General features: G+C 62.3%; 20 protein-coding genes and 1 pseudogene. 8 read left to right on the forward strand and 13 right to left on the reverse strand.

Annotated elements, in window-relative coordinates:
• Positions 1 to 18 precede the first annotated feature (18 nt).
• A complete protein-coding gene (locus E4P82_RS07250; protein WP_169248272.1) occupies positions 19 to 393 on the reverse strand; it encodes a DUF4124 domain-containing protein in 375 nt (124 codons plus the stop codon).
• Between the two features lie 433 nt (positions 394 to 826).
• On the opposite strand from E4P82_RS07250, the gene E4P82_RS07255 reads away from it, so the two are divergent.
• From E4P82_RS07255 to E4P82_RS07265, 3 genes are read left to right on the forward strand one after another with little or no spacing between them, the layout of a single operon-like run.
• Complete coding sequence (locus E4P82_RS07255; RefSeq protein WP_169248273.1) at positions 827 to 1,267, forward strand: thioesterase family protein; 441 nt, start codon at positions 827 to 829, stop codon at positions 1,265 to 1,267.
• The gene (locus E4P82_RS07260; protein ID WP_169248274.1) at positions 1,251 to 2,792 is read left to right on the forward strand and encodes a GTPase; all 1,542 of its coding nucleotides are present in this window, start codon (positions 1,251 to 1,253) and stop codon (positions 2,790 to 2,792) included. Before E4P82_RS07255 ends, E4P82_RS07260 begins: the two co-directional genes overlap by 17 nt.
• The gene (locus E4P82_RS07265; RefSeq protein ID WP_312914362.1) at positions 2,701 to 4,071 is read left to right on the forward strand and encodes a DUF697 domain-containing protein; all 1,371 of its coding nucleotides are present in this window, start codon (positions 2,701 to 2,703) and stop codon (positions 4,069 to 4,071) included. The genes E4P82_RS07260 and E4P82_RS07265 overlap by 92 nt, the downstream gene beginning before the upstream one ends.
• Before the next feature lie 46 nt (positions 4,072 to 4,117).
• Here the strand turns inward: E4P82_RS07265 and E4P82_RS07270 are convergent, their stop codons facing one another.
• From E4P82_RS07270 to E4P82_RS07285, 5 genes are all read right to left on the reverse strand, one after another.
• Positions 4,118 to 4,696: an NAD(P)H-dependent oxidoreductase gene (locus tag E4P82_RS07270; protein ID WP_169248275.1), complete on the reverse strand. Its 579-nt coding sequence runs from the start codon at positions 4,694 to 4,696 to the stop codon at positions 4,118 to 4,120.
• Between the two features lie 14 nt (positions 4,697 to 4,710).
• The gene (locus E4P82_RS07275) at positions 4,711 to 5,370 is read right to left on the reverse strand and encodes a fumarylacetoacetate hydrolase family protein (RefSeq protein ID WP_312914365.1); all 660 of its coding nucleotides are present in this window, start codon (positions 5,368 to 5,370) and stop codon (positions 4,711 to 4,713) included.
• Positions 5,371 to 5,521: 151 nt separating this feature from the next.
• Positions 5,522 to 5,848: an alpha-E domain-containing protein gene (locus tag E4P82_RS23135; protein WP_312914367.1), complete on the reverse strand. Its 327-nt coding sequence runs from the start codon at positions 5,846 to 5,848 to the stop codon at positions 5,522 to 5,524.
• The gene (locus E4P82_RS07280; protein WP_312914369.1) at positions 5,748 to 6,521 is read right to left on the reverse strand and encodes an alpha-E domain-containing protein; all 774 of its coding nucleotides are present in this window, start codon (positions 6,519 to 6,521) and stop codon (positions 5,748 to 5,750) included. Before E4P82_RS07280 ends, E4P82_RS23135 begins: the two co-directional genes overlap by 101 nt.
• A 1-nt stretch (position 6,522) precedes the next feature.
• Complete coding sequence (locus E4P82_RS07285) at positions 6,523 to 7,974, reverse strand: circularly permuted type 2 ATP-grasp protein (RefSeq protein ID WP_169248277.1); 1,452 nt, start codon at positions 7,972 to 7,974, stop codon at positions 6,523 to 6,525.
• Positions 7,975 to 8,322: 348 nt separating this feature from the next.
• Between E4P82_RS07285 and E4P82_RS07290 the strand changes: the two genes are divergently transcribed.
• The 3 genes from E4P82_RS07290 (at position 8,323) to E4P82_RS07300 (ending at position 13,058) form a co-directional block, all read left to right on the forward strand.
• Positions 8,323 to 11,640: a transglutaminase family protein gene (locus tag E4P82_RS07290; protein WP_169248278.1), complete on the forward strand. Its 3,318-nt coding sequence runs from the start codon at positions 8,323 to 8,325 to the stop codon at positions 11,638 to 11,640.
• Positions 11,641 to 11,913: 273 nt separating this feature from the next.
• Positions 11,914 to 12,324, forward strand: coding sequence for a helix-turn-helix domain-containing protein (locus E4P82_RS07295; RefSeq protein ID WP_169248279.1), 411 nt, complete (start codon positions 11,914 to 11,916; stop codon positions 12,322 to 12,324).
• Between the two features lie 86 nt (positions 12,325 to 12,410).
• Positions 12,411 to 13,058 carry a polysaccharide deacetylase family protein gene (locus tag E4P82_RS07300; protein ID WP_169248280.1) on the forward strand — a complete coding sequence of 216 codons (648 nt, stop codon included), beginning with the start codon at positions 12,411 to 12,413 and terminating at the stop codon, positions 13,056 to 13,058.
• 58 nt (positions 13,059 to 13,116) lie between these two features.
• Here the strand turns inward: E4P82_RS07300 and E4P82_RS07305 are convergent, their stop codons facing one another.
• From E4P82_RS07305 to E4P82_RS07325, 5 genes are read right to left on the reverse strand one after another with little or no spacing between them, the layout of a single operon-like run.
• The gene (locus tag E4P82_RS07305; RefSeq protein WP_169248281.1) at positions 13,117 to 14,325 is read right to left on the reverse strand and encodes an ABC transporter permease; all 1,209 of its coding nucleotides are present in this window, start codon (positions 14,323 to 14,325) and stop codon (positions 13,117 to 13,119) included.
• A complete protein-coding gene (locus tag E4P82_RS07310) occupies positions 14,325 to 15,056 on the reverse strand; it encodes an ABC transporter ATP-binding protein (protein WP_169248282.1) in 732 nt (243 codons plus the stop codon). Before E4P82_RS07310 ends, E4P82_RS07305 begins: the two co-directional genes overlap by 1 nt.
• A complete protein-coding gene (locus tag E4P82_RS07315; RefSeq protein WP_169248349.1) occupies positions 15,053 to 16,351 on the reverse strand; it encodes an efflux RND transporter periplasmic adaptor subunit in 1,299 nt (432 codons plus the stop codon). Before E4P82_RS07315 ends, E4P82_RS07310 begins: the two co-directional genes overlap by 4 nt.
• Positions 16,352 to 16,359: 8 nt before the next feature.
• Positions 16,360 to 17,862, reverse strand: a complete 1,503-nt coding sequence (locus E4P82_RS07320) for an efflux transporter outer membrane subunit (protein ID WP_312914373.1) — start codon at positions 17,860 to 17,862, stop codon at positions 16,360 to 16,362.
• Between the two features lie 35 nt (positions 17,863 to 17,897).
• Positions 17,898 to 20,105 carry a PepSY domain-containing protein gene (locus tag E4P82_RS07325; protein ID WP_169248283.1) on the reverse strand — a complete coding sequence of 736 codons (2,208 nt, stop codon included), beginning with the start codon at positions 20,103 to 20,105 and terminating at the stop codon, positions 17,898 to 17,900.
• 210 nt (positions 20,106 to 20,315) lie between these two features.
• Here E4P82_RS07325 and E4P82_RS07330 point away from each other — a divergent pair, with 210 nt between their 5' ends.
• On the forward strand, positions 20,316 to 21,005 hold the full coding sequence (locus tag E4P82_RS07330) for a response regulator transcription factor (RefSeq protein WP_169248284.1): 690 nt from the start codon (positions 20,316 to 20,318) through the stop codon (positions 21,003 to 21,005).
• Between the two features lie 5 nt (positions 21,006 to 21,010).
• Positions 21,011 to 22,366, forward strand: coding sequence for a sensor histidine kinase (locus E4P82_RS07335; protein WP_338140966.1), 1,356 nt, complete (start codon positions 21,011 to 21,013; stop codon positions 22,364 to 22,366).
• Between the two features lie 27 nt (positions 22,367 to 22,393).
• Here the strand turns inward: E4P82_RS07335 and E4P82_RS07340 are convergent, their stop codons facing one another.
• Positions 22,394 to 23,167 carry a bestrophin-like domain gene (locus E4P82_RS07340; RefSeq protein ID WP_169248285.1) on the reverse strand — a complete coding sequence of 258 codons (774 nt, stop codon included), beginning with the start codon at positions 23,165 to 23,167 and terminating at the stop codon, positions 22,394 to 22,396.
• Positions 23,168 to 23,177: 10 nt separating this feature from the next.
• A pseudogene (metH, locus tag E4P82_RS07345) lies at positions 23,178 to 26,880 on the reverse strand (methionine synthase).
• Between the last annotated feature and the right edge of the window lie 34 nt (positions 26,881 to 26,914).

Consider the following 26,914-nt stretch of genomic DNA (forward strand, 5'->3'; position numbering starts at 1 on the left):
GCCGTCCGTGGCGGGTCATCAATACCCCCTGCCGGTGGCCCAAATGGCGGCGGCCGTGGCGCGTTGCGCGGCGGCCTGCTCTTCCGCTGCCCGCACCTTGGCTTTTTCGACGTTGAGCGCCTGCTGACGCTTGTCTTCCTCTGCCGAGAGTCGGTTGCGCTCGGTGCGTTGCGCGGTTTGTTCGTCCAGGTAGTGCTTGGCGTCGTCGCTGAGCCCTGATCCAACTCCAGCGGGGATCGGCTTCACTTTGACTGCCTCGCCGCCGCCGGTGGGGGAGCACGGCATCTGCTGGAACTTGACGACGCCAGCAGGATCGGGGCACTTGTACATCGTTTGCCCGATGGCCGCGACTTGAAACAAGGAAATGGCAAGGATGATAACGGTTGATTTCATGAGTCTCTCCCCCGGCGGTTGTGTAACAAAAATATCCTGCAAGCTCAGAGAATATGCAACTGAAAAGTGAGGGGTGCTCCAGTCCTGAGTTTGAACCGTTCCGCGCCGATTAAAGCTGGGTTTATCGCGCCTTCAGCAGCCCTTCCGGCCAATTATTGCTTCGAAAAATGGCGGATGGTTTGAGAAACAATCCAATGCACACCTGAAATAATAACTATCCGACGGGTTACACTGGCTAGCCTCGCCTTGCTGGACGCGGCTTGAATAATTGTGGTTATTGGTGAATTTTGTCGCATTTAGTGGCCGGCCGACAGTCCGTTTTTCCGCGATAATCGTTTACAATCCCCGCCGCGACCGCTGGTTCCTTTAAGGGTGCGGTTAGGTTAACATTATAATTTATAAAGTGGATTTTCACTTTTTGTCGAGGCGGCGCATGGCGCGAATCAAATTGGATCTGCCGGCGGATTTTCCGTTTGCCGCCGAGCTGCGGGTGCGGATCACCGATATCAATTATGGCGGGCATATGGGCAACGACTCCCTGCTGGGTTTGTTGCACGAGGCGCGGGTTCGATTCCTGGCGCATTTTGGACTCAAGGAGCTGGATATCTTCGGTCTTGGGCTGATCATGGCCGACAGCGTCATCGTCTATAAGTCCGAAGCGTTTCCTGGCGAAGTGCTGAAGATTGCGGTGGGCGTCGTGGATTTCAACAAATATGGCTGCGATTTCGTCTACCGGGTGACCGAGCAGGCCAGCGGGCGCGAAGTGGCGCGAGCCAAGACCGGTGTCGTGTTCTTCGATTACCGAAAACGCGCGGTCCAGGCCGTGCCACCTGCTTTCCTCGATCTGTTCCCGCACGATGCCGCCGTCGCTTAAACCGTCGTTGTCGCCGGCCGCCCGGACCTGGCTGCCGGTCCGCCTGCTGCTGGCCGCGGGTGCCAGCGTGGGCGTCGCGGTGTTGCTGGTGATGGTGCTGTACATCACCGATCTCGGGCTGTCGGTCTGGGATCGCTTGCAGCGGGCGCCCACCACGTTTTGGGTAATCTATCTGCTGGTGTTGGGCCTGTTGGGCGTGGGTGGGGTCTACCTGGTTTGGCGGGTGATGCGGCTGGGTCGGCCAGCCGGCAAATCCCGCACGGTCGTCCCCGCCAAGCCGCCCGACGAAGAAACCCTGCGCGGGCAGATGGAGCGCCACGCCGCCGCTGGCGTGCCGGTGGACACCATCCGCGGCGAGTTGGAGGAACTGCAACGGCGGCGAGCGGCGGGCGAGATCATCGTGGCGGTGTTTGGCGAGATCAGCACCGGTAAATCGTCCATGATCGGCGCCTTGCTGCCGGGCACCGACATCGCGGTCGACGTGCGCGGCGGCACCACCCGGGAAGTGATCTACCATACCTGGACCAGTCCGGCCGGGGACCGGCTGATTCTGACCGATCTGCCTGGGCTGAACGAAGCGGACGGCACGCTCGACCAGGAAGCCCGTGACGAAGCATTGCGCGCCCATGTGGTGATCTACGTCTGCGAGGGCGACCTGACCCGCGATCAATATCAGGCGCTGCGGACGCTGGTGGATCTGGGTAGTCCGGTAATTTTGGCGCTGAACAAGATCGATCGTTTCATCGGCCAGGAACTGGAGTTGGTGCGCGAGCGTCTGGGCGAGCGAGTGGGTGAAGGCGTGGAAGTGGTGCCGGTGCAGTGCGGCGGTGTGGAGGAAGTCACCCGCATTTATCACGATGGCCGCGAGGAAACCACCCTGCGCGAGCGCAAGCCGCAGGTCGAGGAGCTGCGCCGCGCCTTGCAGCGCTATCTCGACACCGACCCGCAAGTTCTGGACGGCTTACGCGATACCGCGGTGTTCGTGCTGGTCCAGCAGAAGCTGGATGCGGCGGTTGCCGAACATCGGCGCCGACGGGCCGATGAAATCGTCCAGGGCTATTCTCGCAAGGCGGTGTTTGGCGCGCTGGCGGCGGTCGGGCCGGGGACCGACGTCCTGATCCAGGGTTATCTGGGCATCCGTCTGCTTAAGGAGCTGTGCGCGCTGTACGAAGTACCGGTGCGCGAGGTCGATATGCAGCGCTTCCTGGATCTGGCCGGCAATCAGGTCAAGCGCAGCTTCAACCTGCTGCTGGCGCTGGTCGGCAACATGTTCAAGGCGTTTCCGGGGATGGGGACGGTGGTGGGCGGCATGTTGCACGCCGTGGTCTATGGATTGATATTCGAAAGCCTGGGGAAGGCGGTGGCCCGTTCCCTGGAAAGTCGTGGCGACCTGGTGAGCGGACCCACCTTGCGGATGTTCGAGGATGACTTGAGTGAAAATCTGGAAGCGCGTGCAAAGCGTTTACTCCAACTGGCTTGGACGCGACAGCGAGGCGATGAAGGCACTGGAACCGCAACCGGCTAACGGTGACGGGCATCTGGCCCTGGCCCGCGAGAGCCTGCGCGAACTGCTGGACGATCAGCGAGTGCCGCCGCCGGTGCGCGCGGCGCTGGCGGAAGAATACCGGCAACTGCAAGTGTTGCTGGAAAAGATCGAACATGGCCACATCCATATTGCCGTGTTCGGCCGGGTCAGTGTCGGCAAATCGGCGCTGCTCAATGCCCTGCTGGGCGAGACGCGGTTTTCGACCAGCCCGCTGCATGGCGAGACCACCCGCGCCACTCACGCCCGTTGGCAGGAATACGATGCCGGTGGGGTGTTCCTGATCGATACACCCGGTATCAACGAAGTGTCCGGCGAAACTCGCGAGCAACTCGCCCACGACGTGGCGAGCCGTAGCGATCTGGTCATGTTCGTGGTGGACGGCGATATCACCGATACCGAACTGAAAGCGCTGCGTCAGGTGAAAGGCGCGGCTCAACGGTTGGTGCTGGTGCTGAACAAGATCGATCGCTATACCCAGGCCGATCGCAAACTGCTGCTGGAAACGCTGCGCCGACGCAGCGCCGGACTGATCCAACCGCAAGATATTCTGACCGTCGCCGCCCAGCCGGCCGAGCGGATCGTGATTCTGGTGGACGCCGAGGGCAACGAGACCGAGACTCGTCGTCGGCCACCGGCCGACGTGACCGCGCTGCGCGAGCGGATCTGGGACATCCTCAAGGCCGAAGGCAAGACCATGGCGGCGCTCAACGCCGGCTTGTTCGCCGGTCGTTTCTCCGACCGTTTGACCCGCGAGATCGTCGTCATCCGTCGCGGCTTGGCCGATAAAGTGGTGCGCAAGTATTGTTTGGCCAAGGGTGTGGCGGTGGCGCTGAATCCCATTCCCGTCGCCGATATTCTGGCGGCGGTCGCCACCGACGCGGCGATGATCGTGCATCTCGGCCGGGTCTACGGCTTGCCTATCAACCGGGTCGAGGCGGGTGCGCTGCTTAAGACCATTTTCACCCAACTGGCGTTTCTGATGGGCACGGTTTGGGTCATGAATCTGGTGGCGGCGGCGCTGAAGGGCATCAGTCTGGGGCTGTCGACGGTGGTGACCGCCGGGGCGCAGGGCGCGGTGGCCTGGTACGGTACCTACGTGGTCGGGCGGGCGGCCGAACAGTATTTCGCCCAAGGCAAGTCCTGGGGCGAGGGCGGACCGAAACGGGTGGTGCAGGATATCCTCGACAGTCTGGACCGCGAATCGCTGCTGGCACAGGCCCGAGACGATATCCTGGCGCGCTTGAAACCGTTGTTATGAATCCCGTCGCGAGAGCGGATGCCGGTCGAACGGTTATCCCGTCGCGCTAAAACGTTGCGGCCAGATCGCGTGCTTCCGCCAGCATGACACGTCGCTCGGCCGACGAGACGGTCGGTACCTGATAGAACGCGCGGTGGGTGACGGCGCGAACGCCGCAGGCCTCCAAGATGCCTTCGGCCATCGGCCGCACCAGCAATTCGTGCCAGCGCAGACGCTGGTAAGTGGCCTCGTCGCCGCCCAGCGTATTGACGATCAAGGCTTTTTCGTGCGTCAGCAGACCCTGCATGCCGGCTTCGGTGAAGTCGAAGGCGAATTTGCGCACGAACACCCGGTCGATCCAGCCCTTGAGAATGGCGGGCGGGCCGAACCACCAGATTGGATAAATGAAGACCAGCCCTTGCGCCCAGCGGATGGCTTCCTGTTCCTGACGAATGTCGTTCGGTAGATCGCCGCGCCAGTTGCGGATCAGATCCTCGCCGTCCAGCACCGCGCGAAACCGCATTTGATACAGATCGCGAATGCAGGTGGCGTGTCCCCGTTCGCAGAGTTCGGCGTCGATCGTTTCCAGAATGGCCCGATTGAAGCTGCGGGGGTTGGGATGGGCGTAAACCAGCAGGATATTCATGTTCGAAGTATGGCTCAGGCCACTCGCGCGCTGAAATCGTGACCGGCCAGGCTGAGCGTCAACACGTCGCCGGAGGCGAGCGGGCCAACACCGGATGGCGTGCCGGTCAGTACCACGTCACCCGGTTGCAGGGTGAAGTGGGTGGAGATGTAGGCCATCAATTCGAAAATGCCGACCATCATCTGGCGGGTGTTGCCCTGCTGACGCAACTCGCCGTTGACCCGCAGCGCCAGCTCGGTTGCTTGCGGTTCGGGCAGCGCCTCGGGGTGCAGGAACGTCGACAGCGGGCAGGCGCCATCGAAGGCTTTGGCGGTTTCCCAGGGGTGGCCTTTCTTTTTCAAGTCGTTTTGCAGATCGCGCAGGGTCAGATCCAGGGCGATGCCGTAACCGGCCACGGCCGTTCGGGCGGTGTCGGTGTCGGCGTTCCGCAGCTCCCGGTCCACCAGCACCGCCAGTTCCACTTCGTGGTGGCACTCGCCTCGCCCCGCCGGCAGCCGGATCGCTTCATCCAGTCCGGCCAGCGCGGTGGCCGGCTTCATGAACAGGATGGGCGTTTCCGGGACCGCGTTGTTGAGTTCGCGGATGTGGTCGAGATAGTTGCGGCCGATGCAGACGACCTTGCCGATCGGCAGCGCCAGCGGGCTGCCATCCAGATAGCGGTGTTGGTAAGCCACGAGGATTGTTCCAAGTTGTGAGTGGCGGGAAAGGTATTGTCGGGTAAGCCCAGCGGGGCCGCAACGGCGGGCACGACAAAAAAGCGCCAGCCCGAAGGCTGGCGAAGTGGATGACTCGTGGGTCGAGCGAAGCTGGCCGGAAACTTGCCAACTAGGCGAAGTAGGTGGCAGCGATCTGATCGTGCAGTTGGCCCAGACCGAGCTGCAGCTCATCGATGAATTCGTGCAGACCCTCGCGGGCCAGTTCCGGCACCGCCGCCGTGTTCAAGCGTTGTCTGAGGGCGGCGATGCTGGCGAGCGGCATGGCGTTCTTGGGGAGTTCCCGCAGGCAGATTTCCATCTGCGTCAGGCAACAGGCCACGGCGCGCGGAAGACTTTCATCTTGTAACAGGAACTTGAGCACGTCTGGACCTCCGACCCGCAACCGTACCTGCTGGCGGTACATCTGGTAGGCGCTCAGCGATTTCAATACGCTCATCCATTGAATGTTCTCGAAAGGGTCTTGTTCCTGCCGTTCGGATGTGGCGGCCTGAGACTGGCATGGTTCCAGTCGAGTCCTGCTCCTGTCGCGATTCCACCACCACCGGTTGGCTGGCGCGCGGCAGCAGATTGGCCGACCGCACGTCCAGAATACGGGTGGTCATGTCGGCCCGTTCCAGGTAGCGGCCCAGCCGGACGAAATCGTAGGCGGCGGTGCGGCTCATGGCGCCGGACAGCATGCCGTTGATCTGTTGCGCGCCGTGAATGACCCGTCGCATGAATTCGAAACGACCACGCCGGGTGGGGACATGGTCGCGGGCGTAGATGTATAGGCCGTTGACCTGTTCCCAAGCATCCTGTGGCACGGTGTCACGCGTGGTTCGCAGGTTCTCGCGGGCGGCGGCCAGGCTGGAGATGATCGAACCGGGATTGTCGCGGTCGCTGATCAGGAATTTGACCACGGCGGTCTCGTCGGCCAGCCGGTTCGGGTCCTTCTCGAAGAACAGTTTCTCGGCGCCGACGATGAAGATCAGCGGCAGCCAGCCGAAGGTGGTATTGCGCGGCAGATCCAGCAGCAGGTTGCTGTTGACGTTGATGATGCGCGCGGTGTCTTCGGCCCGTTCGATTTGACGGGCCATCCAATAGATGTTTTGGGCGACGCGTGACAGCATGTTAGAAGCCCTCGGTATCGACGATCCAGGTGTCCTTGCTGCCACCCCCTTGCGAGGAGTTGACCACCAACGAACCTTTTCTGAGAGCGACCCGGGTCAGGCCGCCGGTGGTCACGTAGGTGGTGGGACCGGACAGGATGAACGGCCGCAAGTCCACATGACGTGGCTCCATCTGGTCGTCGCACAGGGTCGGCGAGGTGGAGATCGACAGGGTGGGTTGGGCCATATAGTTGCGTGGATCCTTCTGGATCAGTTCGGCGAAGCGCTTGCGCTCGCTGGAAGTGGCGTGCGGTCCGACCATCATGCCGTAACCGCCGGATTCGTTGGCGGGCTTGACCACCAGTTTATCCAGATTGGCCAATACATGGCCTCGGTCCTTCTCGCGCATGCACAGGTAGGAGGGCACGTTGGCGATCAGGGGATCCTGGTCGAGATAGTATTTGATAATGTCAGGGACAAAGGTGTACACGACCTTGTCGTCGGCCACGCCGGCGCCCGGTGCGTTGGCCAGCGCCACGTTGCCTTTGCGCCAGGCCCGCATCAAACCCTTGACACCCAGCGACGAATCCGGCCGGAAGGCTTCGGGATCGAGAAACAAATCATCGACCCGCCGGTAGATCACGTCCACCCGTTCCAATCCCTGGATGGTGCGCATGTAGACGCAGTCGTCGTCGCCGACCTCAAGGTCGCTACCCTCGACCAGTTCCACGCCCATCTGTTGGGCGAGATAGGAATGCTCGAAATAGGCCGAGTTGTAGATGCCGGGGGTGAGCACCACCACGCTGGGGTTGTCGCCGGGGCGCGGCGACAGCGAGGCCAGCATGTCGTACAGCCGTGGAGCGTAGTCGTCCACTGGCTGGATGCGTTGGTACTCGAACAGTTCCGGGAACACCCGCTTGGTGACCACCCGGTTTTCCAGCATGTAGGACACGCCGGAAGGAACCCGCAGGTTATCTTCCAGCACGTAGACCGTACCGTCCTTGTCGCGCACCAGATCCGAGCCGCAGATGTGCGCCCAGACGCCGTGACGCGGGCTGACCCCCACGCACTGCGGCCGGAAATTGACCGACTGCTCCAACACCTCGGCTGGAAACACGCCGTCCTTGATGATCTTCTGCTCGTGGTAAAGATCGTCGATGAATAGGTTGAGCGCCTGCACCCGTTGTTTCAGACCAGCTTCGGTGCGGTCCCATTCGCGCTTCGGGATGATGCGCGGCACGATGTCGAACGGCCAGGCCCGGTCGATGCTGCCACCCTCGGTGTAGACGGTGAAGGTGATGCCCATGACCAATATGGCCAGTTCGGCCGCCGTTTTGCGCTCGTGTAGTTCCTCATCGCTCAGCGAGGCTAGATACTCGCATAGAGTCTTCGCCGCCGGTCGTGGTCCGGTCGCGCCGTCGATGAGTTCGTCGTATGCGCCGGTCGCGGCATAGTTCCGCCATTCGATTGTCATCTATCGTTGTCCTTAGCATTGGCATGCTCGATCGTTGTTGCGTTTGAGTGCAGCAAAATCCAAGCCAGTTGGGAATAAAACAGGATGGTTGGGGCTGGTTGGTGGTATGACAAACAAAAATACAATAGCTGCCTTCAATGGCATGGGAAGCATGACGGACGGTGGCCCAAGGGAAACAGCCTGAATGCACGAGGATGACGCGGGAAAAGTCATGTTGCACTGATTAGGTGCAATACGGTGAATTGTAAACGAACTTCTCCCGTTTGACGGCGTGCCTCGGCATTGGCCAAGCCGGGTTGTTCCCGCATAATGCGCGCCACGATTGTAGCCGACTGTGAAGGATAGGCCATGGCCATACGTGTTGCTCTCCACCACCATACCTCGTATCGATTCGATCGCGCCGTCAGTGTATCGCCGCATGTGATCCGACTGCGCCCGGCGTCGCATACCCGTACCCCGATCCATGCCTACTCGCTCAAGATCGAGCCGGCCCAGCATTTCATCAACTGGATGCAGGACCCCTTCGGCAATTTCCAGGCCCGGCTGGTGTTTCCGGAAAAGGTTCGGGAACTGAGCCTGACCGTCGATCTGGTGGCCGAGATGACGGTCATCAATCCCTTCGATTTCTTCGTCGAAAGCTACGCCGAGAAGTATCCGTTTGCCTACGAACCCACCCTATGCCGGGAGTTGACGCCCTATCTGGAGACGCAGGAAAACGGCCCATTACTGAATGCCTGGCTGGAGGGTGTCGATCGCAACAAACCACAAACGATCGTCGATTTCCTGGTGGAACTCAATCGACGACTGGGTCAGGACATCGGCTATCTCATTCGCATGGAAGCAGGGGTGCAGACCTGTGAGGAAACGCTGGGCAAACGCAGCGGTTCCTGCCGCGATTCGGCTTGGCTGCTGGTGCAAATCCTGCGACATCTGGGATTGGCGGCGCGCTTCGTTTCCGGCTACCTGATTCAACTGACCGCCGATCTCAAGTCCTTGGATGGCCCCTCCGGCCCCGAGGCCGATTTCACCGACTTGCACGCCTGGGCCGAGGTGTTCGTGCCGGGTGCCGGCTGGATCGGCTTGGATCCGACCTCCGGCTTGTTCGCCGGCGAAGGTCATATCCCGCTGGCCTGCACGCCGACCCCGCCTAGCGCCGCGCCGGTCACCGGCTATACCGATCAATGCGAAACGGAATTCGATTTCGGCATGAAAGTGACGCGCATCCACGAGGACCCGCGTGTCACCAAGCCCTACACCGAGGAGCAATGGCGGACCATCGAGGCCTTGGGCCACGATGTGGACGCGAAATTACGCGCTGACGACGTGCGATTGACCATGGGCGGCGAACCGACCTTTGTCTCCATCGACGACATGGACGGCGCGGAATGGACCACCGCCGCTATCGGTCCCACCAAACGCAAGCTGGCTGGGCGGCTGTTGAAGAAACTGCGCGACCGCTTCGCGCCTTACGGCTTCCTGCATTACAGTCAAGGCAAGTGGTATCCGGGCGAATCCCTGCCGCGCTGGGCGCTGTCTTGCTACTGGCGTAGCGACGATCTGCCGCTGTGGCACGATCCGCGCTGGATTGCCGATGACGAGACGCCGCAAGGGTTCGGCCCGGAGCACGCGCTGACCTTTGCGCAAGAGTTGACCCGGCGCTTGGGCGTGAATGCCGGGCGCCTGATTCCTGGCTACGAGGACGTGTATTACTACCTGTGGAAGGAACGCACGCTGCCGGTCAACGTCGATCCCTTGAAGTACGATCTCAAGGACGATGAGGAGCGCCGGCGGCTGGCGATCCTGCTGGAGCGGGGTCTGAACGCCATCACTGGGTATGCGCTGCCGATCCGCTGGCACGAAACGCCGGATGGCGGGCGATGGATGAGCGGACCGTGGGCGCTGCGTCGTGAGCATCTGTATCTGATTCCCGGTGACTCGCCGATGGGTTATCGGTTGCCGTTGGCGGCCCTGCCCTGGGTCGGAGAGACCGACCGCGAAGTGCCGCATCCGCAGTCGTTGTTCGAGTTCCGCGCCGCGCTGGGCGATGTCCATGGCGAGGTGATGCGCCGCTATAGCGAATTTCTGAGAGGAGGAACGGAGGCCGCACGCGGCGATTTCCAGGAACAACCGGCTGCGACGGCGGATACCCAAGCCGTGATCCACACCTCCTTGTGCGTGGAGCCGCGTGAAGGCCACCTCTACGTTTTCATGCCGCCGCTGGGGCAATTGGAGCATTATCTGGATCTGTTGGCCTGCGTCGAGCAGACCGCCGCCGATCTGGCAATGCCGGTGCTGGTCGAGGGGTACGCGCCACCGTCCGACTGGCGGCTGCGCAAATTCGCCGTCACGCCCGATCCCGGTGTGATCGAAGTCAATATCCATCCCGCCAGCGACTGGGATGAACTGAAGCGCAACATCGAAGGTTTGTACGAGGATGCGCGCCAATCTCGGCTCGGTACCGAGAAATTCATGCTGGACGGGCGGCACACCGGTACCGGTGGTGGTAACCACGTTACCCTGGGTGGTGCCACGCCGAGCGATAGCCCATTCCTGCGCCGGCCCGATCTGCTGCGCAGTTTGCTCACCTACTGGCAGCATCATCCCAGCTTGTCCACGCTGTTCTCCGGGCTGTTCATCGGCCCGACCAGTCAGGCGCCGCGAGTGGATGAGGCCCGCAACGACAGCCTGTACGAGTTGGAAATCGCCTTTCAGCAGATGCCGGCCGGCGAAGTGCCGCAACCGTGGTTGGTGGACCGCTTGTTGCGCAATCTATTGGTGGACCTGAGCGGCAATACCCACCGCGCCGAATTTTGCATCGACAAGTTGTACTCGCCGGATTCCGCCACCGGGCGGTTGGGCTTGGTGGAAATGCGCGCTTTCGAGATGCCGCCGCATGCCCGCATGAGCCTGATGCAGATGCTGCTGTTGCGCGGCTTGGTGGCGCGGTTCTGGGAGCGGCCCTATGCGGGTCGAGAATTGGTACGCTGGGGCACGCGAATTCACGATCAGTTCATGCTGCCGCACTACGTATGGGCGGATTTCCAGGATGTGATCGGCGAGTTGAACGATGCCGGCTACCCGTTTGCGAGCGACTGGTTTCTGCCGTTCTTCGAGTTCCGTTTTCCGCACTATGGCAACATCGTCCATCGCGATGTCGATCTGGAACTGCGCCAGGCCTTGGAGCCATGGCATGTGCTGGGCGAAGAGCAGGCACTGGGTGGCACCGCCCGTTATGTCGACTCCTCGGTGGAACGAATGCAGGTCAAGGTGCGCGGCATGGTCGGCGAGCGGCATGTGGTGGCCTGCAACGGCCGGCGGGTACCGTTGCGCCCGACCGAGATTCCGGGCGAATTCGTGGCCGGCGTTCGTTACCGTGCTTGGCAACCGCCGTCGGCATTGCACCCGACCATCCCGGTTCACGCGCCTCTGGTATTCGACCTGGTGGATACCTGGAACCAGCGCTCCATCGGTGGTTGCACCTATCATGTGCAACATCCAGGTGGCCGCAACCCCGACACGTTCCCCGTCAACGCCAACGAAGCGGAAGCGCGGCGTTTCGCCCGATTCTGGCCGTATGGTCACACCCCCGGGTCGATGATGGCGCCAGCCGAGGAACCCAACCCCAACTTTCCGTTTACGCTGGATTTGCGGCGGCGAGAGGATTGATACCAGGTTTTCGGGGCTGATCCCCGGTGTCGACTCAATCGTCGCCGTCGGGGCATCCCACCGAATGGGGATTCCTGAGGAGTGGTTGAGGCGCGAACCACCGTATTGTCGATCTCTTGTGCAAGATATGTTCTACAGTTTTGAAGGGTGATCGTTAAGGCATCGGAACCGGACAAAATCCAAACTTTTCATTCGGATTTTTGTGTGGGTCGGCAAAGGGTGATGGTGATGGTGATAAGGTCATTCTCCGTTGTACGGGATTCCCGTCTCTGCATGCAATCGAGACGGTACGTATCAAGCGCTGACGAAAAGGACGATGAGGCGGCGAAGGCCAAGAGTTTTGGAGCTCATCTTCGGGAGCTCCGCGAACAACGCCGAAAAGTGAACCGCCGGTACTCGGTGCGGCAAACCGCCGAGCGGATCGGAGTGGAGCCGACCCACCTCAGCAAGATCGAGCGTGGGGAAATTTACCCACCGACGGAGGATACGATGCGGCGGTTGGCGGCCGATCTGGGGGAAGACGCGGACTTGCTGTTGGCCAGGGCGGGCTTGGTGGCCAGCGACGTTCTGGAGGTCATCGCCAAACGGCCGACGCTGTTTGCCGAGATCATCCGAGGATTGGGCGACGTGTCCGACCAGGAGTTGTCCGCCTTGGTGCATAAGGTCCGCAACGGCGTCTGGTAGAAGGGCGGCGAGCCGGGAACATCGCGCTTGCCGCGCCGAAGCGGGTTCCACTCGATTGCCGGATTTCCGATATGCGCGGGTGACGAATGAAGGTCGTTCAGAGTTGGGATGATGGGGTCGTGGACGATATTCGGCTGGCGGATTTGCTGCGCCGCCACCAGGCCAGCGCCACTTTCAATCTCAATCCCGGCTTGCACCACGCGGGGCGTTCCTTTAGTTGGCGTTATGGCGACAAGGAGGTGTGGCGACTCAGCCGCGACGAATTGATCGAGATCTACGCCGGTTTCGAGATCGCCAACCACTCCCTGAACCATCCCAATCTGCCTGATCTGTCTCCCACGGATCTGCGGCGTGAGGTGCAAGACAGCCGACGCATTTTGCAAGAGTGGTTTCGGCAGCCGGTGCGGGGTTTTTGCTATCCCTTCGGCGGGTTCAATCCGGCGGTGAAGGAAGCGGTGCGCGCTGCCGGTCATGTCTACGCCCGCACCGTGACCGAATGCGAACCGATATTACCGCTGACCGATCCATTCGAGTTCGGAGTCAGTTGCCGGTTCGTCGATCCCTCGTTCTGGACTCGTTACGAGCATGCCAAGGCATCAGATGGCGTGTTCTGCTTCTGGGGGCACAGCTACGAATTGGTCGATGAAGCCATGTGGGCCGAGCTGGAAGACAAGATCGCCCGGATCGGCGCCGATCCGGCGGCGGAATGGGCGAGCATCGAAGCATTGTTCTGAACGGCTCCATCTTGGTGCGTGCTCAGCCCTGATCCGGGGGCGCTCCACCTGGCGACATTCACTCGTGCCGCAATGCGTCGATGGGATCGAGCCGCGCGGCGCGGCGGGCCGGGAAATAACCGAAGATCACACCGATCGCCGCCGAAAACAGGAACGACAGCAGGTTGATGCCGGGATCGAAGACATACGGTACCTGCATGATCTTGGCCAGCCCGAGCGAGGCCAGTGTCGCCAAGGTGATCCCGACAACGCCGCCCAGCGACGACAGGGCTACTGCCTCGATCAGAAATTGCAGCAGGACCTCCCGCTCCAGCGCCCCGATCGCCAGTCGGATGCCGATTTCGCGGGTGCGCTCGGTCACCGATACCAGCATGATGTTCATGATACCGATGCCGCCGACCAGCAGACTGACCGCCGCCACCGCACCCAACAGCATGGTCAATACCTTGGTGGTGCCGGTCATGGCCTCGGCGATCTGCCGAGTGTCGAGGATGGAAAAATTATCGTCCTCGTTGGCGACGATCTTGCGTCGTTCACGCATCAGCAACCGTAAATCCGCCATGATGCGGTCGGTATCCCCGCTGTCTTGCGCCGACACCATCAGGGTGTTGACATCTTGGTTGCCGGCCAGGCGGCGCTGCAGGGTGCGCAGCGGTATCACGATGATGTCGTCCTGATCCATGCCCATGGCCGACTGCCCCTTGGATTGCAGCAGGCCGATCACCTCGCAGGCGAAATTCTTGATCCGCAACTCGTCGCCCAGCGGCGGGCGGTCGCCGAACAGCTCCTTGCGCACTGTGGCGCCGATCACGCAAACGGCCTTGCCGGCGCGCTGCTCGGCCTTGGTGAAAACCCGTCCGTCGGCGAGCTGCCAGTTGCCCACGGTGAAATAAGCATCGGTGCTACCGGTCACCGTGGTCGACCAATTGCGCGCCGCGTACACCACGGTCACGCTTTTGTTGGCGACCGGCGCGACCGCATTGATCGAGCTGATTTGCGCCGCGATGGCTTCCGCGTCGCTGGCCTTGAATCGCGGTGCGCCCGCCGAATCCCGTCCGGGACCGAGCCGCTGACCGGGGCGCACCATGATGAGGTTGCTGCCGAGGCTGGAAATCTGGTCCGAAACCGCGCGGGTGGCGCCGTTGCCCAGCGTGACCATGGTGATCACCGCGCCGACGCCGATCACGATACCGAGAATGGTCAGGAACGACCGCAGCAAATTGCGCCGAATCGCCCGTAAGGCCAATAGCACGCTGCTCCAGAACATCAAGAGTTCTCCCCATTGTGGTGATCCGAATCGACTCGGCCGTCCACGAAGTGGATGACTCGTTTGGCGTACCGCGCCATGTCGGGTTCGTGGGTGACCATCAGCACGGTGATGCCTCGGTCGCGATTCAGGGCGACCAGCAAATCCATGATCTCGTGGCTACGCTGGCTGTCGAGATTGCCGGTCGGCTCGTCGGCCAGCAGGATGGTCGGGTCGGTCACGATGGCGCGGGCGATGGCGACGCGCTGCTGCTGACCACCGGACAGTTCGGCGGGCGTGTGGTGTTCCCACTGCCGCAAACCGACCGCGTCGAGCGCCGTGCGGGCCTTGGCATGACGGGCCGCGCGCGGTTCGCCCCGGTAAACCAGCGGCAGTTCGACGTTTTCCAGGGCAGTGGTGCGGGCCAATAGATTGAAGCCTTGGAACACGAAACCGAGATAATAACGGCGGAGCAAGGCGCGTTGGTTACGGGTTAGATTCTCGACGTGCATCCCACGAAAGAGGTAAGCGCCCGAGGTCGGGTTGTCCAGGCAGCCGAGGATGTTCATGGCGGTGGATTTGCCGGAACCGCTCGGACCCATGATCGCGACGAACTCGCCGGCGTCGATGCGTAGATTGACCCCGCGCAGCGCCAGAAACGTCGCCGGTCCTTGCCCGTAGGTTTTGGTCACGTCCCGCAATTCGATCAGCGCGCCGTTTTCCGGCGCGACGCGCTCGCTGGTCGCGTTCAAGGCGTCGTACTCAGCCGGGCGGTAATCACCGGCATGCCCGCCGCCAAATCCGCGCCCGTCACCTCGGTCGTGCGTCCATCGCTTTGGCCGACGGTCACCGGAATCGCAACCGGCTGGCCGTCGCGCAGCACCCACACCCGTTGCGCGGCGCTTTTGTCGGGCGTTTCCGTCACGGATTTGGCGGCTTGCGGGCGGGGTGGTCGGGGCAGCAAACTGGCCAACAAACCGCCGCCGCTGCTCGGTTGCGCATTCGTCGTGGATTGCGGTGGCGTGAAACGTAACGCCGCGTTCGGAACCAGCAGCACGTTTTCCCGTTCGGCGGTGACGATTTCCGCCGTGGCGGTCATGCCGGGACGTAGGCTGAGATCGTCGTTATTGACGTTGAGGATGGTCTTGTAACTGACCACATTGTCCACTGTTTCCGAACCGAACCGCACTAGGCTGATGCTGGCGGGAAATTTCCGGTTGGGATAGGCATCCACGGTAAAGGTCGCGACCTGCCCAGCGCGCACTTGACCGACGTCGGCTTCGTCCACGTCCACCTGCAACTCCATTTGCGCTAGATTTTCGGCCAAGGTGAACAGCACCGTCACTTGCAACGAAGCCGCCACGGTTTGTCCGGGCTCCACCGAGCGGGCGAGCACCACGCCGTCGATGGGTGAACGGATGGATGCCTTGGTCAAATCGGTTTCGCTGGAACGGAGGGTGGCACGGGCTTCGTCCACCGCCGCGCGCGCGCTGGCCTCGTCGGCGATGGCGCGTTGCTGGGTGGCTTCGGCGGTTTCCAGTTCCGCCGGCGAAGGCACCTTGCCGCCGCTCAGTTTGGCTACTTGCCGCAAGCGTTTGAGATTGGCGCGCGCTTCCTGCACGGTCGCCACGGTTTGCAATACCTTGGCGTCGGCCGAGGCCAGTGCCGCCTTGGCCTTGGCAATGGCGTCCTGGAGCTTGGCGATATCCAGACGAGCGAGCACTTGGCCTTTTTTCACCCGGTCGTTGTAGTCGACGAACACTGCTTCGATGGTGCCGGACAACTCGCTGCCCACCTCGACCTCGTTGACCGGCGCCAATTTACCCGTCGCCGAAACCGTAACCCGCAGATTGCCTCTGTTGACCGTTTCGGTCTGATAGCGGGGCGTCGCCTGGGTTTCGGCACGGGAACGGAGGAACGCGAAACCACCGACGCCCAGCGCGACGAGGACGCTTGCCATGAGCAGCCAGCGTATCAGGCTTCCAAGGAAGTGGCTTTTGGGCGTTCCCATGCCGACGATTTTCGCCAGCTCCGGATCGTGTTGCATGGATGGATTCACGACGATTTCCCTTGCGCGCTGGCGACCGTTTCAACGGATGTCAGCGACCAGCCGCCGCCCAGCGCCTTGTAAAGTTGAATCAGAGCGGAGACGTGTTCGGCCTCGCTGGTCGTGAGGCTGTCTTCCAGCGTGAGCACGGTGCGTTCCGTATCCAGTACCGTCTGGAAATCGATGATGCCGGTGGTATAGCGATGACGGGCCAGCAGAGCCGCAAGCTGGGCCGCCCGCGTGGCGTTCCGCAGGCTTTGCTGGCGTTGGCGGGTATTGGCCAGGGCGACCAAGGCATTTTCGACCTCCTCCAACGCACTGAGCACCGTCGATTGGTAGTTGACCAATGCCTGCTCCTGCACCGCCGTTTGAATCGCGACCTGCTGGCGGATGCGCCCGGCGTCGAAGATCGGCCCGGCGATCGATCCCAATAAGGACCCCGTGGTCGCATCGACGCTGTTCAAGTTGCCGAGGGTCAAGGCCGCCAAGCCGATCGAACCGCTCAGATTGAAACTCGGATAGCGTTTAGCCTCGACTTCGCCGATCCGCGCGGTTTCCGCCGCCAGCGTGCGTTCGGCGGCGCGCACGTCGGGACGCTGGCGCAGGGTGTCGGCGGGGATGGTCACGATGACCCGCTCGGGTATTTCGGGAATCTTGGCCGAGTTCGCCAAGGTCGAGTGCAGGGTGCCGGGTTGTTGTCCGAGCAGGATGGCCAGGCGATGCTCGGCCTCGGCGCGACCGGTGTCGAGACTGGGAATTTGGGCGCGGGTCTGTTCGAGATTCGAGCGAGCCTGTTCCACGTCCAACGCAGTGGTCAGCCCAGCTTCGGCTCGCCACTGGGTCAGTTTCAAGGTTTCGAGCTGGGAGTCGGCGTTGGCCTTGGCGATCTCCAAGCGGGTCTGGTAGTTGCGCAGTTCCACATAGTTGAGCGCGACTTCGGCGCTCAGCGAGACCTGGACATCGTGCAGATTGGCTTCGCTGGCTTCGAGATCGGCTTGGGCCGCTTCCTCGCCGCGCCGGAGGCCGCCGAACACGTCCGGTTCCCAACTGGCGTCGAATCCGGCATTGAACAGGTTCGCCACGCCGCCGCCGCCGGATTGACCGCTGGCTTTCGCCCGCTGTCCCGCCGCCGAACCCGAAAGCGTCGGAAACAACTCCGCCCCGGCCAGAGCCCGTTGCGCACGCGCCTGACGCAGTTTCGCTTGAGCGGCGTGGAGGTCGGGACTATTGCGCAGGGCCTGTTCGATCAGGGTGGTCAGGGTCGGATCGTCGAGTTGCTTCCACCAGGTCGCCAAATCCTCTGGCGTCGTCGGTGAGATCGTGACCTGGGCCGCCGCCGCGCCTTGCCAGGTGGCCGGCAGCGCCGGGTCCGGCGCAACATAATTCGGGCCGACCGCCGCGCAACCGGACAGCAGCAGAGCCGCCATCAACAGCATGGTTTTCGGATAGGAAAAGCGTCGATCCAGGGTCCAGAGCCGACCAGCATGAGTTTCGCAAATGGATGATTTCACGGTCATTCCCCTAATTACGATGGAAGGTGGGCGGTTCATCCGAACACATCTACCCGCAGCGTACCGTCCTTCCGCCACTGAGCCAGGGTCTCGTCCGGTTGCAAGCCGTACTGGCTGCCGTGGCTCGCGATGATGGCGCGTACCGTCCGTTCGACCGCCGCGCCGACCGTACTGGCCCGCCCGCAGGTATAGAGCACGCCTCGACACTCGACCAACCAGCGCAGCAATTCTTCGCCATTCCCCATCAACCGATCCTGAATGTGGTGGCCATCGTCAGGATCGCGGGAAAATGCGGTATCCAGCCGGGTGAGCACGCCCTCCCGCCGCCATTGTTCGAACGCGGCCTGGTAGAAGAAATCGCCGGCGCGGAAGCGGTTGCCAAACAGTAACCAGACCGGACCGGCGTTGGGTTGCCGGGCCCGTTCGGCGAGGAAGCCGGGGAAGGGCGCGATGCCGGCGCCGGTCGCCACCAGGATGAGCGGGCGCGTGGGATCGTCCGGTGGATTGAAATCGGGATGGCGACGCCATGTGGCGTCGAGCTTCGCGCCCGGCCGCAACTGGTGGCACAGGTAATTCGAGGTCAGTCCCAAGTGGTGCTTGCCCTCGCTGTCCTTCCAGGTATGTAGGCTGACCGTTAGGCCGATACGCGAGTCGCCGGCGAGCGATGAGGTGCCGATTGAGTAACAACGCGGCGCTTCCCCTGGCCCCGGACTGACCAGCAACAGATCACCGGGGCGGAAGTCGCCTGCGGTGTCTCCGGTGTCGAACGTTAGTTGCCAAGTCTCGCGGGTATCACCTTGCTTGGGATGGTCGAGCCGTTGGCATTCGATCAGGGTCAGGGTGACCGGTCGGTCGGTTTCGGGGGCTTCCACCGCGCCCAGTTCCAGACCGATCAAGCGCGACACGGTGGCCAGCCAATCGCGCCAGGTCGAAGTCGGCTCACCGTCGGCGCGACGCCATTCGGCTACTTCGTCGGCGCCCTGTTCGAGCAACGCCTCGCGGACTTTCCGGCCACCGCCGCAGAACGACCGATAACGCGAATCGCCTAACGCCAGCAGGCTAAAGTGCGTTCCGCGCAGATCGGATGCGCCGAGTCGCGTCAAAAATGTCCGGGCTGAATCCGGGACATCGCCTTCGCCGGTGGTGGAGACGATAAAGAGATTATGCCGGAAACCCATCAGTTCACGCGGGTCCAGCGCCGCCAGGGAGGCACAGATCACCGCCTCGCCCGCGCCACGCAAGGCTTTGGCGGTGGCTTCGGCCAGCCGGGTGGCGGTGCCGGTCTGGCTGGCAAAGGCGACCAGGGTTGAGGCGTTGCGATCGCCGTCGCGTCGCCGCGCTTGCCGCTGGCGGCGCAACCAGGAATACAATCCTGTCACCATCAGCCCCATGAGCGCGGCGGCGGCCAGGAAACTGAGTATGCCCGACCCGATACCAGCCCAGGTGCCTTCGTGCAGTTGCCTGACCCATCCCGGTCCATCGGTCAGTGGAACGACCTTGCCGGTACCGGACACCAGATAACGCATCGGACCTTCGGCGGTGGTCGCGGTGAGCAGGACGCTGCCCTGGCGGAATCGCCGCGCCGCGACGAAACGGGTCAGGTCGACTTGGTCGGCGGTGGCTTCGAGGGCACGAGCCAACGGCAAGGGTTGCGCTGCCGGTTCGATCATGGGCAAGGTCGGTGTGCCAATGTGCAGAATCATCAGCAAGCCGGTGACCGGTGCCAACGCCACCAGCGGCAGCGCCAGCCAACCCAACCCACTGTGCCAGCCTATCCAGGTATTGCGCAGTCTGGGTAGTCCCAAGAAAAGCCCGATGGCGAGAATCGCGACCATGACGTACGTGGCGATCTCGACCACGAGTCCCACCCCGACCAACAGGTTCTTGTGCAGGTCGAGGGCGAAGGCGAATAGATCGAAATCACTGGATGTGGCGGGCGTGCGCGTCGCCAAATCGAAAGTGCCCACCACGGCCGGATCGTTGGATTTCAAGCGAATGGAACGACCATCCGCCGAGAGGCTGACCGAGGTTGCCTGGTGCGTCGGATCGATTACTTCGAGCGCCGCGACCACCGTATCGACGTTCGCCGACGCGGACGGTCCAGTGGCGCCGCCGCTTTCGACAATTGGCTTGAAGGCGAGAGTCGCGCCGGAGAGCAAAATCAGCAGGAAGACGGGGGCCAGCGCCAGGGCCAGCCAGCGATGGGCGATCACGAGCAAGCGCTTGAATGTATCGGGAGACATGGCGTTCACATTTTTGGACGGAGCATCACGAAAAATGGATTTCGGGATGCGGTTATCGGATGTCGCTACTGTAGCCGGGGTGTCCGTAAATGCGGGTTAGCGTTATGTAAAGAAAGGTAAAGATGGGCAAAAACAGGTAAATACGGTTGGCTGTCGAGCACGGATCGCTATGATGGTCCTCATGAACGACGAGCGAAGTGGTTGGCGACGATGACCCGGGTTCTATTGGTCGATGACGACATCGAGTTGGGCGAGATGTTGACGGAATACCTCGAACGCGAGGGTTTCGGCGCGACTGCCGTGTCCGACGGTGAAACCGGAGTCGCCGAAGCGCTGTCGGGCGAATACGGAATTGTGGTGCTGGACGTGATGATGCCACGCATGAACGGCATCGAAGCCTTGCGGCGCATTCGGGCGCGCGACAGCCGCATTCCGGTGCTGATGCTGACTGCTCGGGGTGACGACGTGGATCGCATCATCGGTTTGGAACTCGGCGCGGACGACTACGTGCCCAAGCCGTGCACGCCGCGCGAACTGGTCGCGCGTATCCGGGCTATCCTGCGACGTGCCCGACTGGAGGAATCATCCAGTTCGTCATCGGGCTCGCTCACGGCCGGTCCGCTCACGATATGGCCGGAAAAGCGTGGTGTCGAATGGGATGGCCTGCCGCTCGACCTCACCAGCACCGAATTCAATCTACTCGAAGTCCTGGTCCGCAACGCGGGTCGGGTGGTGAGCAAGAAAGAATTATCGGAGCAGGCTTTGGGCCGTCCGCTGGCGCGCTACGATCGCAGCATCGACGTGCATCTGAGTAGCATTCGCCACAAGCTCGGTGGTGGGGAAGGGCGCTCGCCGATTCAAACCGTGCGTGGCATCGGCTATCAGTTCCTCAAGGAATAAGCATCTTGGGCCGGCTGTTTTGGAAATTCTTTTTCGCGTTTTGGCTGGCGCTGCTGATCGCGAGCGGTGGCGTCGGCACGACCGTCTGGCTGCACAGGCAAACACTGGACGATCATGATCGCGCGCTGGCGGGAGGACCGCGTACCGCGTTTTTGGTGAATACGACAGCGATGGTGTTCCGGCATGGCGGGATCGAGGCGCTGCGCGATCTGCTGGAAGAATGGAGAATGCAGCAGGGCAAGGCGCGGGTTTATGTCGTCGATGAGGCGGGCCGGGAACTGCTGGGCCGAACGGTTTCGGCCGAGGCGGTGGCGCAGGCCCGTCGCTTGGCGGACGGAGATCAAACCCCGCGCATTGCCTGGTTGGAGGCGACGCCCCTGCACACCTATCTATTTTTCATTCCCGCCGCGAGCAAAATCTCATCCCATGATCCGCCACCACCGCCGTGGATCCCGATCAGTATCGGGATTCTGGCCAGTCTCGGCTTCAGCGCCCTGTTGGCCTGGTATCTCTCCAAACCGATCCGTCATCTGCGGGGGGCGTTCGACGCGGTGGCGGCGGGCAACCTCGATACGCGGATCGGATCGCGCATGGGACGGCGCGACGAGATTGCCGATCTCGGTCGGGATTTCGACCGCATGGCCCAGCAACTGCAAATTCTGCTTGGTTCCCAACGGCGCTTGCTGCACGACGTTTCGCACGAACTACGCTCGCCGCTGGCGCGCTTGCAAGCCGCCATCGGCTTGGCACGCCAGCAACCGGAGAAACTGGACGCTTCGCTGGATCGCATCGAACGCGAATCCGGTCGCCTGGACGAACTGGTAGGGGAACTGCTGACCCTGTCGCGACTGGAAGCCGGCATCAGCGGCGCGGCGGACGAAGAGGTCGATTTGGTGGATCTGGTGGCGGGCATCGCCGATGACGCGCGCTTCGAGGCGGAGGCGACTGGGCGTCGGGTGTCGTTTTCCGGCGCGGGCGAGGTCATCGTCAAGATCCGCGCGGAGTTGTTGCACCGCGCTTTCGAGAACGTGATCCGCAACGCCGTGAAATTCACGCGCGAAGGCACGGCGGTCGAAGTGCGGATCGAACGGCGGGCCGCGCCCGATAGCCTGGTTGTCATGGTTTCGGATCGAGGTCCCGGCATTCCCGAAAGCGACCTGCAAGCCGTTTTCGAGCCGTTTTTTTCGCGGTGGGGGCAGCGTCAAGACCACCGGTTTCGGTTTGGGCTTGGCGATTGCTCGTCGGGCCATCGAAGCCCATGGCGGGCACATTCGCGCGCTGAATCGCCCGGACGGCGGGTTGCGGGTCGAGATCGTGCTACCGGTGGACGACTTACAGCACCTTTGAGGCGAATCCCCTAAAGCTCCCCCGGTTCCACCGGGGGATACTTACTTGCACCGCGCCAGATCCGCAATGGGTGTGTTGAGGACCGCGAAGGGTTCGGTAAAAGGTTGATCCATGCCGGCTAGGAGGGTCAGGGTGACGGCTGCGGTGATCGAGAAGACGGCCAGTGTTATCGTTTGGGCGCGCGGTTTGTCGAGTTGCACCAGACCGATGGCAATCTGGGTCATGAAGCCGAGAAAGATGACCAGTACCCACTTGCCGATATGACTGTGGCCGCTGCTGAGCTGGATACGGTTGACCCGGTACTTTCGGACCTGGTTGAAAGCGTTCAGCATTTCCCGGCGCAGCGTTGCATCCACCCGAGCGGTGAATTCCGGGGTGGTGAGCGCTAGCATCAGGTTGTTCAAAGCCGTTTCGGCGGTGGGCGAGGCTTCGCCGTCCAGCAGCATCGTCGGCCATTCCTGTTGCACGACCGCTTTCGCGTAGGTACAGATCCGTTCGGCCAAGGGTTGAGGGGTCGGCTCCAGGATCTCCGCGAAGTTCGATAGTAATTTCAGATTGCTGGCTTCCTGGAGGACGGATTGTTGTGCCTGCTCGGCCCGTTGCCAGATATCGGCGCCCATGAATCCGACCGACAGACTGAACAGCACTGCGACCGAGGAAAAATAGGGGGCCACGACACCCAGATTGTCGCGCCAGAAAGGAGCGAGCCGGCTGCGTTGAAAGAACCACCATAGAGCGGCGGCGGTGGTCAGCCAGACTAGCAGGGTGGCGGGCACCCCCAGCCAAAATGGAAAATCGAGCCAGCTTTCGATCATGGTCAATACCTCATTCGTTATCCGGTTCGTACCCTAAGTTCGGCGCCAGCCACTTTTCCGCTTCCGTCAGCGTCCAGCCCTTGCGCCTGGCGTAATCGGCGATCTGATCGCGGCCCAGCCGGCCCACGCCGAAGTAACGCGCTTCGGGGTGGCTGAAATACCAGCCGCTCACCGCCGCCGTCGGGGTCATGGCGAAGCTCTCGGTCAGATGGATGTCGGCGTTCTGGGCCACATTCAGTAATTGCCAGAGCAAACCCTTCTCGGTGTGGTCGGGGCAGGCCGGATAGCCGGGAGCGGGGCGGATGCCCTGGTAGCGTTCGGCGATCAGGTCCTCGTTGCTCAGCGTCTCCGTTGCTGCGTAACACCAAAATTCCCGCCGTACTCGCTCGTGCAGCCGTTCGGCCAGCGCTTCGGCCAGCCGGTCGGCCAGCGCTTTCAGCAGGATGGCGCTGTAATCGTCGTGCGCGCGCTCGAATTCCGCCACCCGTTCGTCGATGCCGATGCCGGCGGTGACGGCAAACGCGCCCACATAATCAGCCACGCCGGTTTCGCGCGGCGCGATCCAGTCAGCCAAGCAATAATGCGGCTTGCCGTCCGGCTTTGGCCCCTGCTGGCGCAGGTGGTGCAAGGTCATGAATGCCGATTCGCGACCTTCGTCGGAATACAGCGCGATGTCGTCCTCGCCGGTCCGATTGGCCGGGAAGAAACCGATCACTGCCCGCGCCGTCAGCCAGCGTTCCGTGAGAATCTTGTCCAGCATGGCCTGGGCGTCGGCGAACAGGTGGCGGGCGTGTTCGCCCTGTTCGGGATCGTCGAGAATAGCCGGGTAGCGCCCGCGCAGTTCCCAGGCATGGAAGAACGGCGTCCAATCGATCCGCTCCACCAGTTCCGGCAGCGGGTAGTCGTCGAAAGCGCGAATGCCGAGAAAACCCGGTTTGGGCGGGGTGTAAGTGGACCAGTCGAGCGCTGGACGATTGGCGCGGACTTGGGCCAACGGCAGCAAGGCTTCCCGTCCACGCCGATTGGCGTGTTGCTCGCGTTTCAGGACATAATCAGCCTTGGTCTTGGCCACGTAATCGGCCTTGGAATCGGCGCCGACCAGGTTTTGCGCCACGCCCACCGCCCGCGAGGCATCCTTGACGTACACCACCGGGCCGGGATATTGCGGATCGATCTTCACCGCCGTGTGCATGACCGAGGTGGTTGCGCCGCCGATCAGCAGCGGGATGTCGAAGCCTTGCCGTTTCATCTCCTTGGCGACGTTGACCATCTCGTCCAGCGACGGCGTGATCAAGCCGGACAGGCCGATCATGTCCGCGCCATGCTCGCGGGCGGCGTCGAAAATCTTCTGGGCCGGGACCATGACGCCCAGATCGACCACTTCGAAGTTGTTGCATTGCAGGACCACGCCGACGATGTTCTTGCCGATGTCGTGTACGTCGCCCTTGACCGTGGCCAGCACGATGCGGCCATTGCTGCGGCGCTCGCCCTCGGCCTGTTCCGCCTCGATGTAGGGAATCAGGTAGGCCACGGCTTTTTTTCATCACCCGCGCCGATTTCACCACCTGCGGCAAGAACATCTTGCCGGCCCCGAACAGGTCGCCGACCACGTTCATGCCGTCCATCAAGGGACCCTCGATGACGTGCAGCGGTCGTTCGGCCTGCTGACGAGCTTCCTCGGTGTCGATGTCGACGAATTCGTCGATGCCCTTGACCAGTGCGTGTTCCAGTCGCTTGGCGACCGGCCAGGAACGCCAATCCTGTTCCTCGCGCTTGGGGCCGGTCGCGCCGCCTTCATCCTTGTACCGGTCGGCGATGTCCAGCAGACGCTCGGTGGCGTCCGGGCGGCGGTTAAGAATGACATTTTCCACGCATTCCCGCAGTTCGGCCGGAATCTCCTCGTAGATCGCCAGTTGTCCGGCGTTGACGATGCCCATGTCCATGCCGGCTTGGATGGCGTGGTAAAGGAACACCGAATGGATGGCTTCGCGCACCGGGTTGTTGCCGCGAAACGAGAACGACACGTTGGACACGCCGCCGGAGATCAGCGCATGGGGTAGTTCCGCCTTGATCCGCCGGGTGGCTTCGATGAAGTCCACCGCATAATTGTTGTGCTCGGCGATGCCGGTGGCGACGGCGAAGATGTTGGGATCGAAGATGATGTCTTGCGGCGGGAAGCCGATCTGTTCGGTCAGAATCCGGTAGGCGCGCTGACAGATGGCGAACTTGCGATCCTCGGTATCAGCCTGGCCCTGTTCGTCGAAAGCCATGACGATGGCGGCGGCGCCATAACGGCGGATCAGTCGGGCCTGACGAATGAATTCCGCTTCCCCTTCCTTCATGCTGATCGAGTTCACCACCGGCTTGCCCTGGATGCGCTTGAGACCGGCTTCCAGGATCTCCCACTTGGAGGAGTCAATCATCACCGGCACTCGGCTGATATCCGGCTCGGCGGCGATCAGATTGAGGAAGGTGATCATCGCTTCCTTGGAGTCGAGCATCCCCTCGTCCATGTTGATGTCGATGATCTGCGCGCCGTTTTCCACCTGCTGGCGAGCGACATCCAACGCGGCGTTATAGTCGCCGGCTTTGATCAATCGCTTGAACACCGCCGAGCCGGTGACATTGGTGCGCTCGCCGACATTGATGAACAGCGAGTCCGGGCCGATGTTCAACGGTTCCAATCCAGCCAGGCGGCAGCGCGGCTCGATGGCGGGAATCGGGCGCGGCGGCAGATCCTGGACCGCTTCGACGATGGCGCGAACATGCGCGGGCGTGGTGCCGCAGCAGCCGCCGACGATGTTGAGAAAGCCGCTCTCGGCGAATTCGCGAATGGTGGCGGCCATGGTCTCAGGGGTTTCATCGTACTCGCCGAACGCATTGGGCAAACCGGCATTGGGATGCGCGGAAACGTAGGTGTCGGCGATGCGCGCCAGTTCGGCCACATAGGGCCGCAGTTGGGTGGCGCCCAGCGCGCAATTCAGGCCGAAGGATAGCGGACGGATGTGCGACAGCGAGTTCCAGAACGCCTCGGTGGTTTGCCCGGACAGCGTGCGGCCGGAAGCGTCGGTGATGGTGCCGGAAATCATCACCGGTCGCCGAATACCGGAATCGTCGAAGAATTGCTGGATGGCGAACAGCGCAGCCTTGGCGTTGAGCGTGTCGAAAATGGTTTCGACCAGCAGGATATCCGCGCCACCCTCGACCAGGGCTTGAGTCGCTTCGGTGTAGGCGGTGACCAATTCGTCGAAGCCGATGTTGCGAAAGCCCGGATTATTCACATCCGGCGACAGGCTGGCGGTGCGGTTGGTGGGGCCGAGCACCCCGGCGACGAAGCGCGGCCGGTCGGGCGTGCTGTATTGGTCGGCGGCCTCGCGCGCCAGCCGGGCCGCTTCCCGGTTCAGCTCCGGCACCAGGCTCTCCATGCCGTAGTCGTGCATGGATATCGAGGTGGAGTTGAAGGTATTGGTCTCGATGATGTCGGCACCGGCGTCGAGATAGGCGGCGTGAATCTCGCGGATGATGGCCGGCTGGGTCAGCGCCAACAGATCGTTATTGCCCTTGAGATCGCTGGGCCAGTCGTGAAAACGCTCGCCCCGATAATCGGACTCCTGCAGGCGATAGCTCTGGATCATGGTGCCCATGGCGCCGTCCAGAATCAGGATGCGGCGGGCGAGCAGGGCGGAGAGTTCGGCGGTACGGTCAACGGTCATCGGTCAGGTACTCGGCAACTTCGATGGAATACTT

The organism is Candidatus Competibacter phosphatis, assembly GCF_012939995.1.
Classification (GTDB): domain Bacteria; phylum Pseudomonadota; class Gammaproteobacteria; order Competibacterales; family Competibacteraceae; genus Competibacter; species Competibacter phosphatis.